Here is a 16,329-nt window from a genome sequence, read left to right as displayed (position 1 = left end):
GGCGTGGGACATTGGCGAGCCCTGATGGTGCTCGGGACGGCCCAGTTCCTGATGGTTCTGGACACGTCCGTCATGAACGTCTCCATCAGTCAGCTGGTGGAGGACTTCCACACCGAGGTCACCTCGATCCAGGCGGTCATCACGCTGTACGCGCTGGTGATGGCCGCATTCATGATCATCGGGGGCAGGCTCGGCGACATCCACGGCCGTCGTCGCCTGTTCCTGCTCGGCCTGGTCGTCTACGGCATCGGGTCCGCCCTGACCGCGCTGGCGCCCACCCTGTGGGTCCTGGCGCTGGGCTGGTCCGTCATCGAGGGCCTCGGCGCCGCGATGGTGCTCCCGGCCATGGCGGCCCTGGTCGCCGAGTCCTACCGGGGCAGGGACCGGGCGGTGGCCTACGGCGTGATCGGCGGGCTGGCCGGTGCCGGCATCGCCGTCGGCCCGCTGCTGGGCGGCTGGGTGACGACCTATCTGACCTGGCGGCTGGTCTTCGCCGGCGAGGTCGTGGTCGTCGTCGCCGTCCTGTGCTGCCACCGGGTGATCGGCGAGTCCGCGCGGACCGGACCGCCGCCCCGGCTGGACGGGATCGGTGCGGCGCTCTCGGCGGCCGGACTGGGGCTGGGCGTGCTCGGGGTGCTGCAGAGCAGCACCTGGGGCTGGGTGCAGCCGCGCAACCCGCCCTTCACCGTCCTCGGCTTCGCACCCACCCTTTTCGTCGTCGCCGCCGGGGTGGCCATGCTGTCCCTCTTCGTGCACTGGGAGCGCCGACGCGAGGCCAAGGGCGCCGACCCGTTGGTGCACCTGTCCCTGCTCGGCGTGCCGCCCCTGCGATCCGGTCTGCTGACCCTGCTGAGCCAGAACCTCATCCTGCTGGGCCTGTTCTTCGCCATCCCGCTGTATCTGCAGGTGGTGCAGGGTTTCGACGCCTTCCAGACGGGGCTGCGGCTGCTGCCGGTGTCCATCACGATGCTCGTCACCTCCCTGACCGCCGCCCGGCTCGGCCGTACCTTGGGGCCACGCCGGGTCGTACGACTGGCCCTGCTGATGCTCGTGGCGGCCATCGTGTGGCTGCTGGCCACGATCGACCCGGTCATCGACGACGCCCAGTTCGCCGGGGCCATGGCGGTGCTCGGCATCGGCATGGGACTGCTCGCCTCACAGCTGGGCAACGTTGTCCAGTCCAGCGTGGGCGAGGCGGAACGCAGCGAGGTCGGCGGCCTGCAGTTCACCGCGCAGAACCTCGGCTCGGCGCTGGGCACCGCACTCATCGGGTCGATCCTCATCGGCGCGCTGGCCCACGCGTTCACGGTGCACGTGCGGGACAACCCCCAGTTGTCGGAAGAGGCGCGCCGGCAGACCGGCGTCGCCCTGGAATCGGGCGTCAGCTTCGTGCCGACCGACCAGGTGCGCTCGGCGGCCGAGCAGGCCGGACTGCCGCCGTCCGAGGTCGACGCCGTCACCGACTCGTACGCCGCGGCACAGCTCGACGGCCTGAAGGCGGCGATCTTCGCCACCGGCGGGATCACCCTGGCGAGTCTCCTCGTCACACCCCACCTGCCGACCGCACCTGCCCGGCGTCCGCGGCCGTCGAAGGGCGGCGCCCCGACCGGCGTCGCCGACACCACCGAGTGAGCGCGAAAGGCCAAGGCGATGTCCTCGACCGACCACACCACAGCGCGGGGCGGCAGTGCCGAGCGCCGCAGCCACGCCGACTACACGGGCGCGGTCTACGGGTCGATGCTCGCCGCGTCGGTCGTGATCGGCGCCGGCAGCCTCGGTCAGTTTCCGCGGCTGCAACTGGTGGCGCTGCTGGTGCTCACCGGCGTCGTCTTCTGGATCGGGCACGTCCACGCTCAGCTGTTCGGCGCCCACCTCGCGCAACGGCCACTGGACCGCCCGACGATCCTGCGGGTGTGCCGCGAGGAGTGGCCGATCGTCAAGGCGGCCGTCCCGCCCGCCCTCGCCGTCGCCGTGAGCCCGCTGCTGGGCCTGGGCGTCGTTGGTGCCGGCTGGCTGGCGGTCGCGGTGGCCGTGGCCGGGCAGGTGGGCTGGTCCGCGGCCGGAGCACGGCAGGCGGGAGCCTCCTGGCGGCTGGTGTCGGTCAGCGCCGCGGTCAATCTGCTGCTCGGCCTCGTGATCATCTCGTTCAAGCTCGCCCTGACGCACTGAACCCGGACCCCGGATCACCTGTGCCGGGTGAGGCCGGGCGCCGCCGCGCGGAGCAGCATCGCAAGAAGACCGCAGCAGGCCCGCGGCGGGAGAACGGCACATGCGCTACGAGATCCGTATCGATGGACTCATGTCGGAGACGCTGACCAAGGCCTTCCCTGAACTGGACCATGTGAAGATGTCCGGTCAGACGGTGCTGTTCGGTCGCATCATCGACGAGGCGCACCTCTACGGGCTGCTGACCCGCTTCCAGTCGCTGGGGCTGCGGGTCGTCGAGATGCGGCAACTGCCGGAGTGACAACGGCACTCACAGCACCGCCGCCTTGATCCGCCCCGAGCGTGCCGCCTCGCCCAGGGCCGCGAAGTCCCGCTCGTTGCGGTCCGCGTACGCCTGCGCGAAAACGGTCAGCGCACGGTCGAAGCGGTCGCTTCCGCCCAGGTACGCGGCGATGGCGACGGGATCTCCGGAGCGGGCGTGGGCCCGGGCCAGACAGGCGCCGCACACCCGGCCGAACAGGTTCAGCAGCGCCGGGTCCATGGTGTCCGGCCGGGCGATGCCCTTCCAGTCGCGCAGCTGGCGTACGTAGAAGTCCCGGCCGCGTCCGTCGAAGCCCAGCACATGCGTCCAGCCCAGGAAGATGTCGCTGGTGGTCTGGATGAGCCGCTGCCCGGTCACCACTCTGCGGCCCTGGTTGCCGAACCGCTCGCCGCCCGTGTGCGCCGCGAGCACCGACTCCTGCGCCTCCTTGGCCTGCAGCAGCAGGGGATCGTCGTCGTCCCGGCCCAGCAGCAGCAGGATCCAGCACCGGGTACCGACACTGCCGACGCCCACCACCTTCCGGGCCATGTCCACCAGCCGGTAGCGACGCAGCAGGTGCCGCCGCTCCGAGGGCAGGGTGCGCGCATAGTCCGCCAGCAGCGTCTGCAGTTCCTTGTCCTCGTGGTGCCGGGCGGTCGGGTCCTGCAGATCCCGCAGCGGGATGATCAGCGGCGGGTCCGGGGTGATCCGCCGGCCCTGGGGCGCGCGCCGGGTGAGCCTGGCGAAGGCCTCCAGCGAGGTGCGGGTCCGGGCGCGCGCGGTCGCCTCGGCCGTACGGCGCCTGCCCTTCTTGTCCATCGTGGAGGCCAGCAGCGCGCGCAGCTGGTCGGCGTCGTCGTGGGCGTACCAGATGTCCAGCGTGCGCATGCCGGCGAACTCCCGCATCCGCTCCCGGTAGGCGCCCACGCACGCGCGCACCGCATCGTCCTGCCGCCCGGCCGGGAAGCCGTTGGCGCGGGCTGCGATGACGAAGCTGGCCGCGAGCCGCTTGACGTCCCACTCGAACGGCCCCGGAAAGGTCTCGTCGAAGTCGTTGATGTCGAAGACCAGATGGCGCTCCGGCGAGGCCAGCAGCCGGAAGTTCAGCAGATGCGCGTCTCCGCACAGCTGCACCTGGAGCCCGGTGTCGGGCAGCGGGCCGAGGTCCGCCGCCATCACCGCGGCCGCGCCCCGGTAGAAGCGGAACGGGGATTCGAGCATGCGGCCGTACCGGATCGGCACCAACTCGGGTACCCGGCTGGCCGACTGACGCTCCAGCACATCGATCACGCCGGGCCGGTCCGGCGCTGGTTCGAACACGCTGTGGCCCGAACGCGGGGCGCGGGTGCGGGCGTCGCGGCCGTGGGCCGCCCGGTCGGCCAGTGACGGGGAGCCGGTGACGGCGCTCGGTGCGGTCATGATCCACTCTCCAGTTTCCGGCGGCCAGCCGTCCGCTCCCGGATCCGGCTGCCGCGGGGGCGGCAGGGCCGAGAACGGCCCGCCCGCCCGTGCCCCCCACCCCACCGCCGCCGCCGCACGGAGGGATCACCCGTGGTGGGTGACCCGGCGACCGGTCCCGTGCGGCACGCTGTCCCGGTGAGGGGTTGCGCACGCCGCCCCCGCCGGCGGTCCGGAGGCGACCCGTTCGATCCCGCGAGGAGGAGCCATGACCGAGTCGCGTGGTCCGGTACCTACCGGACCGCCGCACCCGTCCGACGGGACGACCGCCGGCCCCGGAGACGCCATGACGGCGCTCGCCGGGTCGTGGACCTGGATTCTGGGGTCGGCCGTCGTGACATTCGTACCGGGCGTGCTGATCCTCGTCTGGCCGGACGAGACACTGCACGTCCTGGCCGTTCTCATCGGCCTCTACCTGTTGCTCGCCGGGGCGTTCCGGTTCGTCATGGCCTTCTCGCACGAGGCCCACGGCGAACGGTTCGCCGGAGTGCTGATCGCGGTGCTCTTCGTCCTGGCCGGCGTGCTCTGTCTGCGCAATCCGCTGCAGACCATCACCGCGCTGTCGCTGATCGTCGGGCTCGCCTGGCTGGCATCCGGCATCGTGACCCTCTACACCGCGCTCTCGGCCAAGGACCTCCCGCACCGCGGTGTCGTCCTGGCCGCGGCGGTGCTCGGCATCGTCGCCGGGATCGTGGTGCTGGCCCTGCCCACCGAGTCGGCGCGGGTGCTGACCAGACTGCTCGGCCTGTGGCTCGTGCTGCTGGGCCTGGCCGAGGTGTGGGTCGCCTTCTCGTGGCGGTCCGCGCTGCGCAGGAGCGGCGTGCTCCCGGGCTCCTCGGACCGCGTGGAGTGAGCGGGCGGGGCGTCCCGCCCGCCATCCTCACCCGCCACGATCACCCGCCTCGGGTGAGGACTCTCCCGCCTCGCCGTGTGCACGCTGAAAACGGCACAGACCGGTCCGAGAGCTTCAGGAGCTCTTTCGGGCCGGTGCCCCGGACAGAGGAGAGAGCATGAGCGCGACGAACTACCTCGCGTACGACTATCCGCTGCTGAGCGCCTTCTGGACCATGCTGTGGTTCTTCCTGTGGATCCTGTGGTTCATCATCCTGTTCCGGGTCCTCATCGACGTCTTCCGCGACGACGACCTGAGCGGCTGGGCCAAGGCCGGCTGGACACTCTTCGTGATCTGCCTGCCCTTCCTCGGCGTCCTCGTCTACGTCATCGCCCGCGGCAAGGGCATGGGCAAGCGGGAGATCGCGCAGGCGCGCGCACAGCAGGAGGCCTTCGACTCCTACGTCCGGGAGACCGCGAAGGGCGGCACCGCCGCGACCAGCAGCGTCGACGAACTGGCCAAGCTCTCCGAGATCCGGGCCCGCGGCGACATCACCGAGGACGAGTACCGCAGGGCCAAGGAGCTGGTTCTCAGCGGCGCCGGAACGACGCAGCGCCCCGGCTCCACCCCCACCACGTCCGGACACTGAGCACCCACGAGAACGAATCGAGGCAGCCGCATGGCCGCGACACACCCCACACGTCCCAGCCACACCACACGCGCAGCAGGCCAGCGCTCTGCAAAGCAGCAGTGGGCGGGCGGACTGACGGCCTTCGCAGGCGTCATGCTCCTGCTCGCCGGACTGCTCGGTGTGTTCCGGGGCATCATGGCGATCGCCCACGACAACGTCTTCGTCACGACGCCCAACTACGTCTTCAAGTTCGACCTCACCAGCTGGGGCTGGATCCACCTGGTCCTCGGCGCGCTCGCATGCGTCGTCAGCTTCGGCCTGGTCCGGCCGGCGCCCTGGGCACGCGTCGCCGGCGTGGGCATCGCCGGGCTGGTCATCATCGCCAACTTCCTGTCCCTGCCCTACGCCCCGGTCTGGTCGGTCGTGATGATCACGATGTCCGGCTTCATCATCTGGGCCCTGTGCGTGGTCCAGGGGGACGAGACCGCCATGAGCCCATAGAGCACCGACCCGGTCGCAGACGGACCCGCAGCAGCATCCGGCCGTAGGAGAACGCATGGACCGGTATCCGCCCATCGCCGACCACGGCATGGTGGGTGACCTCCAGACAGCGGCCCTGGTGTCGTCCGGCGGGAACGTCGACTGGTGGTGCACTCCCCGCTTCGACTCGCCCAGTGTGTTCGCCGCGCTCCTCGACAGTGAGCGCGGCGGACACTGCCGGCTGGCGGCGGAGCTCCCGGACGGACACGGCGACGGCATGTCCGTCCGGCAGCTGTATCTGTCCGACACGGCCATCCTGATCACCCGGTTCATGGGACCCGGCGGGGTCGGCGAGATCGCCGACCTCATGCCACCCCTGGACTCCCCGGTGCCCACCGACCGGCACCGCCTGATCAGGGTGGCCCGCGTCGTACGGGGCAGCCTCCCCTTCGCCTTCGAGTGCCGGCCGCGCTTCGACTACGGCCGCGCACCACACACGCTCGGCCTCGTCGACGACCGCACGGCCGTCCTGCACGGACCGGGACAGGACCTGCACGTCCAGTCCACCACCGGGATCCGCCTGCGGGCCGACGGCGACGACGTCACCGCCCACTTCACCCTCTCGGCCGGTCAGGCCGCCGTCGTCGTCCTGACCACCACCGCGGAGGGCGGCCAGGCCCCGCCCGCGCCGTCCCTCGACGACATCGCCGACGACGTGGAGGAGTGCCGCCTCTTCTGGCTCTCGTGGCTGCGCTCCTCCACCTACCGCGGACACTGGCAGGACGTGGTCAACCGCTCGGCGATCACCCTCAAACTGCTCACCTACGCGCCGACGGGGGCACCCGTCGCCGCAGCCACCATGGGACTGCCCGAGCAGATCGGCGGCGAGCGCAACTGGGACTACCGCTACACCTGGATCCGGGACGCCTCGCTGTCCGTCGGGGCCCTGATCGATCTGGGCTTCGAGGCCGAGGCGCACGCCTTCCGCCGCTGGCTGCGCGACCGCGTCGAGGCGGGCGGCACCGCCTCGGGCGACCCCCTGCAGATCATGTACCGGGTCGACGGCGACCCCCATCTGACCGAGGAGATCCTCGGCCACCTGGAGGGCTACCGGGGATCACGGCCGGTGCGGGCCGGAAACGCCGCTGCCGGCCAGCTGCAGCTCGACATCTACGGCGAGGCCCTCGACGCGCTGGCGGCCGGCGGCGACCTCGGCGCGGTCCGCGGCTGGCGGGCGCTGAGCAGCGTACTGGACTGGCTCGCCGACCACTGGGACCGGCCGGACGAGGGCATCTGGGAGACCCGCGGCGGGCAGCAGAACTTCACGTACAGCCGCCTGATGGCCTGGGTGGCGTTCGAACGGGGCATCCGCACGGCCGGCCGGTTCTCCCGTCCCGCCGACACCAGGCGCTGGACGGACGTCAGGGACGCGGTCTTCCGCCAGATCATCGAGCGGGGCTGGCACGACAAACGGCAGGCGTTCGTGCAGCACTTCGACACCGACGTCCTGGACGCCTCGCTGCTGCTCATGCCCCGGGTCGGCTTCCTCTCCCCGCGCGACCCGGACTGGATCAGCACCCTGGACGCCATGGACGAGGAACTGGTGAGCGACAGCCTGGTCTACCGCTACGACCCCGCGGCCTCGCCCGACGGACTGCGCGGCTCCGAGGGCACGTTCAACCTGTGCAGCTTCTTCTACGTCGAGGCGCTCGCCCGCAGCGGCCGGCTCCACCAGGCCCGGCACGCCTTCGACAAGATGCTCACCTACGCCAACCCCGTCGGCCTGTTCGCCGAGGAGACCGGTCCGTCCGGTGAGCAACTCGGCAACTTCCCGCAGGCGTTCACCCACCTCTCCCTGGTCACCGCGGCCATGGCGCTCGACGAGGAGCTGAGCCGGGACACGACCCGGCCCGGGACCGGCGGCAGACGGCACTCCGTCGTGTACGGCCTGACCGAGCCCCCCGAACCCATGGACGGGGACAACGGAGATGACTGACCGGACAGTGCCGACGAAGGCGCCGCCGGGGCAGCGGCGGGTCCTGGCCGCGCTGGCCCTGGCCCAGTTCATCTGCAGCTTCGCCGGCTCCAACATGAACGTGATGATCAACGACATCAGCCAGGACCTGGGCACCACCGTCCAGGGCGTCCAAGTGGCCATCACCGTCTTCCTGTTGGTCATGGCCGCGCTGATGATCCCCGGCGGCAAACTCACCGACCGCTACGGCCGCAAGCGGTGCTTCGTCGTCGGCCTCGTCGTCTACGCCGTCGGCGCGCTGCTGAGCGCGGCGGCACCGGGACTCGGCGTCCTCATCCTGGGCAACTCGATCCTCGAGGGAATCGGCACCGCCCTGCTCATCCCGCCCGTCTACATCCTCACCACGCTGCTCCACCCCGACCTGACCTCCCGCGCCCGGGCGTTCGGGATCATCATGGCGCTCGGCGGCGTCGGGGCCGCGGCGGGACCGCTGATCGGCGGACTCATCACGACCGGCATCAGCTGGCGCGCGGCCTTCGTCTTCCAGGCGCTGGTCATCGCGGTGATCGTCTGGCTGAGCCGCCGTATCGAGGACCCCCTGCCCCCGGACCCCACCCGCTCCTTCGACACCGGCGGAGCGGTCCTGTCCGCGACCGGCCTGGTCCTGGTCGTCATGGGCATCCTGGCGGCGGACAACAACATCTGGCTGATGATCGCCCTGATCGTCCTCGGGGTCCTGGTCCTCGGCTGGTTCTTCCGCTCGTCGCGGGCCAAGGAACAGGCCGGCCAGGAGCCGCTGCTCTCGCTCTCCCTGTTCCGCAACCGCACCTCCAACCTCGGGCTGGTCACGCAGAACGTGCAGTGGCTGCTGCTCATGGGAACGTCCTTCACGGTGGCCGCCTATCTCCAGGTCGTCCGCGGCTACGACGCCATCCAGACCGGAGTGGTCTTCACGGCGGCCACGCTCGGCCTGCTGGTCACGTCGCTGTCCGCCGAGAGCCTGGCGCGACGGCGCTCCCAGCGGATGCTGATCATGACCGGCTTCGCGTGCTCCGTCGTGGGCGTGGCGGTGCTGGTCGGCCTGGTCGGCAGCACCTCCTCGGCCTGGGCCTTCGTCCCCGGGCTCCTCCTGATCGGGCTCGGCCTCGGCGTCATGCTGACCCCGTCGGTGAACGTGGTGCAGTCGGCCTTCCCGGAGGAACAGCAGGGCGAGATCTCCGGCCTGTCCCGCAGTGTGTCCAACCTCGGCTCGTCCTTCGGCACGGCGATCGCCGGCACCATCCTGGTCGCCGGCCTCAGCAGGGGCGCGTACGCCGCCGCCATGATCACGCTGGCGGTGATCGGCCTGGGCGGCCTGGCCGCGGCGGCCCTCCTGCCACGGGGACCGGGCGGCCCGACGCCCCACGACGCCCCTGCCACGGCACCGGAGACGCACGCCTGAGGGCGACCGGGGCCCGGCGGCCCCCGACCGGGGTCCCGCGTCGCCCACGTGACCCAGAAGACACCTCCCGGCCCCTCTCCCGGCTGCTCCGCCCGCGGGTGCGCGTGGCATCATCGGCCGAGGTAAGGACCGAAGCCGTACGAAGCCGATGACGGACGTGCGCGGTCGCAGGCAGCCGTACGAGGAGCACGATGAACCCCACCGCCACCGTCCCGCCCGCGGTGGGCACCTCGCTGCTGGACGACTTCTCCCTGGAGATGACCGGCAAGGACGTACCGAAGCTGGAGGAGGCGCGCGACAGCATCCCCCGTGGCACGCGGATCAACGTCACCTTCCTCGCCGGCGAGGACCCGGACATGCGGCTCGCGGCCGCCCGCGCGGTCAAACGGCTCGGTTTCGTCCCCGTCCCGCACATCTCCGCCCGCCGGCTGCCCTCCCAGCGCCACCTGGAGGAATTCCTGGCCGGCCTGGCGGCGGACGGCACCGCCGACAACGTGTTCGTCGTCGGCGGCGACCCCGCCCGCCCCGAGGGCCCGTACGAGGACGCCCTCGCCGTCATCCGCACCGGACTGCTCGAACGCCACGGCGTACGGCACGTCGGCATCAGCGGCTACCCCGAGGGGCACCCGGCGATCACCGACCACTCCCTGTGGTCGGCGCTCGGCGACAAGAGCGCGGTGCTCGGGGCGCAGCGGATCGCGGGCGACGTCATCACCCAGTTCGGCTTCGACGCCGACCGGGTGCTCGGCTGGGTGGCGGACGTCCGCGCCCGGGGCGTCACCCTGCCCATCCGCATCGGCGTCCCCGGCCCGGCCGGCGTGCGCCGGCTGGTGACCTACGCCACCCGCTTCGGCGTCGGCACCAGCGCCTCCATCGCCCGCAAGTACGGCTTCTCGCTGACCAACCTCATGGGCACGGCCGGCCCCGACCGCTTCCTGCACGCGCTCGCCCAGGGGTACGACCCCGCACGCCACGGCGAGGTGAAGGTGCACTTCTACACCTTCGGCGGCCTCCGCGCGACCGCGGAGTGGATCGCCCGCTTCCGGCGGTCGGACCGGGAGGCCTGACCGGCGGGGCGCCCCGGGCCTCCTGTTCGACATCTCGACGGCCTGCCGGTGGGCCGGTGGCCATTTCTGATCGGTGGGCTCCAGACCCGGCCGGACGCCCGGGACCCGCCTGCCTCCCTGCTTGCTGCTCTTGCGCTGGTCATGCCAGAGCTCTATAACGTCTCCAGCAGGTATCGGCGGGGATGGCCGGAAATGGCAGTTGCCGCCGACCAGGGGGGATCCTCGGCTCCGCCGCGATCGGCATCAGTGCCCCGCAGACCGACGGAGACCGAACCATGACCGACGACGCCTATCGTGCTGCCCTGACCCGCCTGGCCGTGGACCCGGCCTTCCGCGCCGAACTCGACGGCGACACCGACGAGGTGGCGCGAAGACTCGGCCTGTCACCCGCGCAGGTCGGCGAACTCCGCTCCCTCCGCGTCGAGTCCGGCACCGACGGGGGACCGGCCGCACTCGACCCCCGGCTGTCCAAGTCGTCCCTGTTCTTCGGCGGCGCGGCGCATGCGCTGGCACACCACGACGTCCCGGCCGACCATGCCGTATCGGCCGACCAATCCGTATCGACCGACCACGTCTCCGGCGACCACGACGCAGCGGGCCCGGCCTCCGCCGGCCACTCGTCGGAGCTGCCGGATCCCGCCGCGGGTCAGGACGGTGTCAGCGGCGTCGACGTGGCGTCGACCGGCTCCCACAGCCTGCTCGGGGGCCCGCTGCTGGACCGGTCGCCCGCTGAACTGAGCGGCGGTCCGGGCGAGTTCGGTGACTTCGGCGGCTTCGGCGACCACGGGAACGAGGGTGTCGGCGCGGACCTCGGCGGGCTCGGCGGGGGAGCCGAAGGGGGCTTCGGTGACTTCGGCGCCGGGGGCGACGGCGGTTTCGGCGGAGCCGAAGGAGGCTTCGGCGGGTTCGGGGGCGGCGCCGACGGCGGCTTCGGTGACGGGGGGCCGGGCGCGGGCGGCTTCGGCGACGGCGGGTTCGGTGGCGCGGACGGCGGCTTCGGCGACGGCGGTCTGGGCACTGGTGGATTCGGTGACGGCGGGTTCGGCCATGGCGGCTTCGGTGGCGGCGGTGACGGTGACGGTGGCTTCGGCGACCTCGGTGGCCATGGCGGCTTCGGTGGGGACGGCGGCTTCGGTGGTGCAGGCGGTGAAGGCGGTGGGGACGCCGGCCACTTCGGTCACGGAGGCATCTACGACCGCGACGGCGGCGACGGCGGCGGGGACAGCGGCGGCGGTGGCGGTGGTGGTGAGGGCGGCGGTGACCCGGAGAACACCAACCGCCCGAGTGGCGGTGGTGGCCACGGTGGTGGCGAGGGTGGCGGCGGTGGTGAAGGTGGCGGCGACCCGGAGAACACGAACCGCCCCAGTGGTGGCGGTGGTCATGGCGGCGGTGACGGCGGTGGCGGTGGTGAGGGCGGGGGTGACCCGGAGAACACCAACCGCCCGAGTGGTGGCGGTGGTCATGGCGGCGGTGACGGCGGTGGCGGTGGTGAGGGCGGGGGTGACCCGGAGAACACCAACCGTCCCAGTGGCGGTGGTGGTCATGGCGGCGGTGAGGGTGGCGGCGGTGGTGGTGAAGGCGGTGGCGACCCGGACAACACGAACCGCCCGAGTGGTGGCGGTGGTCATGGCGGCGGTGACGGCGGTGGCGGTGGTGAAGGCGGTGGCGACCCGGACAACACCAACCGTCCCAGTGGCGGCGGTGGCCGTGAAGGCACCCTCGGCCGTGCCGGGACGACCGTGCGCGGTGGCATCGACCTGCCCGGCACCGGCGACATAGCCACCCACCTGTCACCCTCCGCGCCCGACGCGGACGGCGGCTTCAACGGCGGTACGTTCCTCAGCGGTTCCGGCGGAGGCTGAGCCACCGCATGCTCTGCCATGTCTGCCGCGTCCACGTGCGACGCGACTTCCCGTACTGCCTGCACTGGGGCACCCCGCGCCGGGGTGCCGCACCGGCGTCGTACGCCGCGCCCCAGCTGCGCGGCCTCGACGACCCCGCGCTGCTCGTCCCGCTGACCGGCCCGGTCACCACGCTGGGCCGCGGCGACGACAACGACGTGGTCCTGTCCGACGGCAGCGTCTCGCGCCGCCACGCCCGTGTCGTCCGCACCGCCGAGGGCTTCCGGATCGAGGATCTGGACTCCTTCAACGGCACCGCCGTCGCCGGCGTCGACCTGCACGGCGGCGCGGCCCGGCTCGCCGACGGCACCGAGCTGTCCGTGGGCGACGTACGCCTGGTGTTCGAGCAGCCCCGCGACGCCCGGATCGGCTCGCGCACGATGGTCGTCGGCACCCAGCTGACCCAACTGCCCGCCACCGGACAGGAGGAGGCCCCGGAGGCGGGCGGCCCGCTCACCGCGCGCCCCCGCCGCCGTTCCGGCTGGGCCCTCAAGCAGATCCCCACCGAACGCGGCGCACCCCGCTGGGTGCTCAGCTCAACCCGTACCGGCCGCTATCTGGAGCTGGACGAGCGCCAGGTCTTCCTGTGGCACGCCGTCGACGGCGAGAACACCGTACGGGACCTGCTGTTCGCCTACGCCGAGCGCTACGGCGAACTCGCCCTGCCCCGTATCGAGTCCGCGCTGGCCGCGTTCGCGGACGCCGGCCTGCTGCGCGGTCTGCCCGGCCGGCCGGAGCAGGAACGGCCGACGGGCTGGCGCCGGGCGGTGCACGCCGTGTACCGGGCGCTGCTGAAACTGGAGGTGTCGGTCCCCGGCCTCGACGGGCTGGTGACCCGGCTCTACCAGGGATTCGGCTGGCGGCTGTTCACCCGCACCGGGGTACTGCTCGCCTGGCTGTCGGTGACCGGTGGCCTGGTCGCGTTCTTCGCCGCCCAGGGCCGGCACCACCTGCTGGACTTCGGCGGGGCGGGCGTGTGGGGCCCGGTCCTGCTGGCCGCCGGGTACGTCACCGCGCTGCTCGTGCACGAGCTGACGCACGCGCTGGCCGTGAAGTCGTACGGCCGCAAGGTCCGGCGCGGCGGGTTCCTGCTGATGATGGGCATGCCGTTCGCGTTCGTGGACACCAGCGACATGTGGTTCGGCACCCGCTGGTCCCGGGTCGTCGTGGCCCTGTCCGGGCCGCTGGCCACGGCGGCGCTGGCCGGCTGGTGCGCGACCGGCGCGGCGCTGCTGCCCGCCGGACCCGCCTCGGCCGTCCTCTACCACCTGGCCTTCGGCCTCTACCTGAACACGCTGTACAACTTCAACCCGCTGATGCCGCTGGACGGCTACCAGGCGCTGACCGACGCGCTGCGGGTGCCGCGGCTGCGTGAGGAGGCGAGCGCCTACTTCCGCACCGGCCTGTGGCGGGACCTGCGCGCGGGCAACCGGCCGGGGCCGCGCCAGGCGGGCATGGCCGCCTACGGCCTCGCGGTCGTCGTGGGCACCTACGGCTTCCTCGCCCTCGCCCTGCTGGCCTGGCGCTCCCGGATCGGCGACCTGCTCGAAGGCCGGCTGGCCGAGCCGTGGACCACGGTGATCGAGGTGGCCGTCGTCGCCCTGGTGGCCTTCCCGGTGTGGTCCGCCCCCGTGCGCTGGGTGCTGCGCAGGGTACGGCGCCGACGGGGTGCCAGGGACGTACCGCAGGGTGCCGGGATCGCCGCGCCCGTGGAGGGGACGGCATGACCGACGACGCCGGCTGGGCCGTACCCGGCTACGAGACCGTCCGCACGCTGGGGGAGGGGGCAGGAGGCAGGGTCGTCCTCGCCAGGCACACCGCGACCGGCGTGCCTGTCGCGGTCAAGTACCTGGGCGAACGCCTGCGCACGGACCACGAGTTCCTGGCCCGGTTCCGGGCCGAGGCACGGCTGCTGGGCGAGCTGCGGCACCCGTGCGTGGTGCGGCTGTACGAGTACGTCGAGGCACGCACCGGTGCCGCGATCGTGATGGAGGCGGTCGACGGCGTCAGCCTGCGCCGGCTGCTGCACCGGCACGGGGCGACCGGCCCCGAGGCCGCGCTCGTCCTGCTCAAGGGTTCCCTGCTCGGGCTGGGCGCGGCCCACACGGCCGGGGTGGTGCACCGCGACTACAAGCCGGAGAACGTCCTGGTCCGCGCCGACGGCACCAGTGCACTGGCCGACTTCGGCATCGCGGTGCGCAGCGGCCGGGAGACCGAGGCCGCGGGCACGCCCGCCTACATGGCGCCCGAGCAGTGGGACGGCGCGCCGGCCGGTCCCGCCGCCGACGTCTACGCGGCTTCCGTGGTGTTCTTCGAGTGCCTGACCGGACGGCGCCCGTTCCCCGCCGACGACCTGACGGCCCTGCGCCTGCAGCACCTGCGCGCACCGGCCCCGCTGGACGACGTACCCGCTCCGGTGCGGGGGCTGCTGCGCGCGGGCCTGTCGAAGGACCCGGCGGACCGGCCCGGCGTCGAGGCCTTCCTCGCCGAGCTGGAGCGGGCCGCCACCGAGGGGTACGGCGCGGGCTGGGAGCAGCGCGGTCGCCGCCGGCTCGCCGAACTCGCCGCGCTGCTGGCCCTGTTGTTCCCGTTCACCGCGACCGCGACGCTGGACGGCTCGGCCACCGCACTCACCCTGCTGGGCCGGCTGAAGCGCGGGGGATGGAAGGTGGCGACCGGCGGGGTGGCCGCGCTGGCGGTCGTCGCGGGCGGAGCGACGTATGCGGCGGGCCGCCCGCACGAGACGTCGACGACGGCGGCGAGTTCGACCCCCGCACCGCTCAACTCCCCGATGAAGCCCGGCACTTCCCCGTCCCCCTCCCCATCCCCGTCCGCTTCGCCGAGCGGCCTCCCGCCCACGGCGGACACCGCACCCTCGGCCACTCCCTCGGACAGCCCGTCGTCCTCGCCCACACCCTCCACCGAGCCGACGGCACCGGACGGGACCCCGACCAGCACGGCTCCCGGCCCGGCCACACCCGGCGACATCACCATCACCATCGGCTCGTGGCAGCGCGGGCAGAAACCGGGCACGCTCGTGGCGGCGGTGACCGTCGAGACGACGGGCACCGGCCCGCTGACCGTCACCGCGAACTACTACGTCGACACCCCCGCCGACCCGTACGGCTCCCAGTCCCAGCCGCTGTCCGGGAGCACCCGGTACGACCTGACCTTCGAGGCGGACTTCTCCAACCACCCCTGCCGGGGGACCTGGGACGTCACGCTCAGCAGTGACCCGGCGGCCGTCGACGGTCCCCAGACGGCCTCCCTGGACGCACCGCCGTGCTGAACACCGCCCGACGAGAACGGATCGACATGACGACAGCCACCACAGTGGCCGGCCGGCCCCTGTCCGGCTGGTCACGGGACACGCGCCTCGGTACCTGGCACGCCCTGCTCCCGGATGCTTCCGGCGAGCCCGTGCTCGGGGCGCTGCGCATCGACCGGGCCCTGCTCGGGCCGCAGGGCACCCGCGAGCGCCTGGCGGCCGCGGTGCTCGCCACGGCGAAGCTCCGGCTGCCAGGGCTGCTCGGCACGGTCGACCTGGTGGCCGAGGCGGGCGAAGTCTGGCTGCTCACGGCCCGCCCGCCGGCCCCCGCGCTCGCCGACGTCCTGTCCGCCGACGGCCCCCGTCCCGATGCGGGCAGCGTGGCGAGCATCCTCAACGAGACCGCACAGACCCTGCTGGCCCTGCACACGGCAGGCCTGGCCCACGGCTCGCTCGGCCCGGACACCGTGGTCCTCGCACCGGACGGCGTGGCACTGCTGGCGGAGACGGCACTGAACGAGACACTGGGCGACACACCACAGCCCGAGCCTCCGGCGGCGGGCGTCGACGGGGTGGGCGCACCTCTGCCGTGCGACCTTCCGCAGCCGGGCCGGTCGGACTCGAGCCGGGCAGTCGCACCCCTGCCAGGTGACCTTCCGGGTCAGGGGCGGGCGGACATCGGCGCGGCGACCGCACCTCTGCCGTGCGACTTCCCGCAGCCGGGCCGGTCGGACTCGAGCCGGGCAGTCGCACCCCTGCCAGGTGACCTTCCGGGTCAGGGGCGGGCGGACATCGGCGCGGCGACCGCA

General features: G+C 72.7%; 14 protein-coding genes. 12 read left to right on the top strand and 2 right to left on the bottom strand.

The window, feature by feature from the left end; all coding sequences use genetic code 11:
- Nucleotides 1-3 precede the first annotated feature (3 nt).
- The 3 genes from AC07DS_RS33800 (at nt 4) to AC07DS_RS33790 (ending at nt 2,467) form a co-directional block, all read left to right on the top strand.
- Nucleotides 4-1,632, top strand: a complete 1,629-nt coding sequence (locus AC07DS_RS33800; RefSeq protein WP_479151524.1) for an MFS transporter — start codon at nt 4-6, stop codon at nt 1,630-1,632.
- Nucleotides 1,633-1,650: 18 nt separating this feature from the next.
- Entirely contained in the window at nt 1,651-2,169 is a 519-nt protein-coding gene (locus AC07DS_RS33795; protein ID WP_479151522.1) for a hypothetical protein, read from the top strand.
- 100 nt (nt 2,170-2,269) lie between these two features.
- Nucleotides 2,270-2,467, top strand: coding sequence for a hypothetical protein (locus tag AC07DS_RS33790; protein ID WP_145886974.1), 198 nt, complete (start codon nt 2,270-2,272; stop codon nt 2,465-2,467).
- 9 nt (nt 2,468-2,476) lie between these two features.
- Here AC07DS_RS33790 and AC07DS_RS33785 read toward each other — a convergent pair whose 3' ends face one another.
- Nucleotides 2,477-3,886, bottom strand: coding sequence for a DUF2252 domain-containing protein (locus tag AC07DS_RS33785; RefSeq protein ID WP_479151520.1), 1,410 nt, complete (start codon nt 3,884-3,886; stop codon nt 2,477-2,479).
- 247 nt (nt 3,887-4,133) lie between these two features.
- Between AC07DS_RS33785 and AC07DS_RS33780 the strand changes: the two genes are divergently transcribed.
- The 6 genes from AC07DS_RS33780 to AC07DS_RS33755 all read left to right on the top strand — a co-directional run bounded on the left by AC07DS_RS33780 (nt 4,134) and on the right by AC07DS_RS33755 (nt 10,351).
- Nucleotides 4,134-4,778: an HdeD family acid-resistance protein gene (locus AC07DS_RS33780; protein WP_479151519.1), complete on the top strand. Its 645-nt coding sequence runs from the start codon at nt 4,134-4,136 to the stop codon at nt 4,776-4,778.
- A gap of 157 nt (nt 4,779-4,935) precedes the next feature.
- Nucleotides 4,936-5,406: an SHOCT domain-containing protein gene (locus AC07DS_RS33775; RefSeq protein ID WP_479151517.1), complete on the top strand. Its 471-nt coding sequence runs from the start codon at nt 4,936-4,938 to the stop codon at nt 5,404-5,406.
- A gap of 30 nt (nt 5,407-5,436) precedes the next feature.
- Nucleotides 5,437-5,889 carry a DUF7144 family membrane protein gene (locus AC07DS_RS33770; RefSeq protein ID WP_479151516.1) on the top strand — a complete coding sequence of 151 codons (453 nt, stop codon included), beginning with the start codon at nt 5,437-5,439 and terminating at the stop codon, nt 5,887-5,889.
- A gap of 55 nt (nt 5,890-5,944) precedes the next feature.
- Nucleotides 5,945-7,864, top strand: coding sequence for a glycoside hydrolase family 15 protein (locus tag AC07DS_RS33765; RefSeq protein WP_479151514.1), 1,920 nt, complete (start codon nt 5,945-5,947; stop codon nt 7,862-7,864).
- The gene (locus tag AC07DS_RS33760; protein WP_479151513.1) at nt 7,857-9,284 is read left to right on the top strand and encodes an MFS transporter; all 1,428 of its coding nucleotides are present in this window, start codon (nt 7,857-7,859) and stop codon (nt 9,282-9,284) included. Before AC07DS_RS33765 ends, AC07DS_RS33760 begins: the two co-directional genes overlap by 8 nt.
- Nucleotides 9,285-9,475: 191 nt before the next feature.
- Entirely contained in the window at nt 9,476-10,351 is an 876-nt protein-coding gene (locus AC07DS_RS33755; RefSeq protein WP_479151511.1) for a methylenetetrahydrofolate reductase, read from the top strand.
- A 383-nt stretch (nt 10,352-10,734) separates the two neighbouring features.
- Here AC07DS_RS33755 and AC07DS_RS33750 read toward each other — a convergent pair whose 3' ends face one another.
- Nucleotides 10,735-12,138, bottom strand: coding sequence for a hypothetical protein (locus AC07DS_RS33750; protein ID WP_479151509.1), 1,404 nt, complete (start codon nt 12,136-12,138; stop codon nt 10,735-10,737).
- Nucleotides 12,139-12,248: 110 nt separating this feature from the next.
- Here AC07DS_RS33750 and AC07DS_RS33745 point away from each other — a divergent pair, with 110 nt between their 5' ends.
- From AC07DS_RS33745 to AC07DS_RS33735, 3 genes are all read left to right on the top strand, one after another.
- The gene (locus AC07DS_RS33745; protein ID WP_479151507.1) at nt 12,249-13,979 is read left to right on the top strand and encodes an FHA domain-containing protein; all 1,731 of its coding nucleotides are present in this window, start codon (nt 12,249-12,251) and stop codon (nt 13,977-13,979) included.
- On the top strand, nt 13,976-15,541 hold the full coding sequence (locus AC07DS_RS33740; protein WP_479151505.1) for a serine/threonine-protein kinase: 1,566 nt from the start codon (nt 13,976-13,978) through the stop codon (nt 15,539-15,541). Before AC07DS_RS33745 ends, AC07DS_RS33740 begins: the two co-directional genes overlap by 4 nt.
- A gap of 26 nt (nt 15,542-15,567) precedes the next feature.
- On the top strand, nt 15,568-16,329 hold a 762-nt coding region (locus tag AC07DS_RS33735), incomplete at its 3' end, for a protein kinase family protein (protein ID WP_479151504.1).

The sequence above is a fragment of the Streptomyces sp. NPDC044064 genome (assembly GCF_056434245.1).
The sequence above is the reverse complement of the archived record's forward strand: the minus strand, read 5'-3'. Positions and strand labels throughout refer to the sequence as shown.

Bases quoted from the DNA above. Each gene is read 5' to 3' on its own strand.
- AC07DS_RS33755 (WP_479151511.1), top strand. From the start codon at position 9,476: ATGAACCCCACCGCCACCGTCCCGCCCGCGGTGGGCACCTCGCTGCTG.
- AC07DS_RS33780 (WP_479151519.1), top strand. From the start codon at position 4,134: ATGACCGAGTCGCGTGGTCCGGTACCTACCGGACCGCCGCACCCGTCC.
- AC07DS_RS33795 (WP_479151522.1), top strand. From the start codon at position 1,651: ATGTCCTCGACCGACCACACCACAGCGCGGGGCGGCAGTGCCGAGCGC.
- AC07DS_RS33770 (WP_479151516.1), top strand. From the start codon at position 5,437: ATGGCCGCGACACACCCCACACGTCCCAGCCACACCACACGCGCAGCA.
- AC07DS_RS33740 (WP_479151505.1), top strand. From the start codon at position 13,976: ATGACCGACGACGCCGGCTGGGCCGTACCCGGCTACGAGACCGTCCGC.
- AC07DS_RS33790 (WP_145886974.1), top strand. From the start codon at position 2,270: ATGCGCTACGAGATCCGTATCGATGGACTCATGTCGGAGACGCTGACC.
- AC07DS_RS33785 (WP_479151520.1), bottom strand. From the start codon at position 3,886: ATGACCGCACCGAGCGCCGTCACCGGCTCCCCGTCACTGGCCGACCGG.
- AC07DS_RS33760 (WP_479151513.1), top strand. From the start codon at position 7,857: ATGACTGACCGGACAGTGCCGACGAAGGCGCCGCCGGGGCAGCGGCGG.
- AC07DS_RS33765 (WP_479151514.1), top strand. From the start codon at position 5,945: ATGGACCGGTATCCGCCCATCGCCGACCACGGCATGGTGGGTGACCTC.
- AC07DS_RS33775 (WP_479151517.1), top strand. From the start codon at position 4,936: ATGAGCGCGACGAACTACCTCGCGTACGACTATCCGCTGCTGAGCGCC.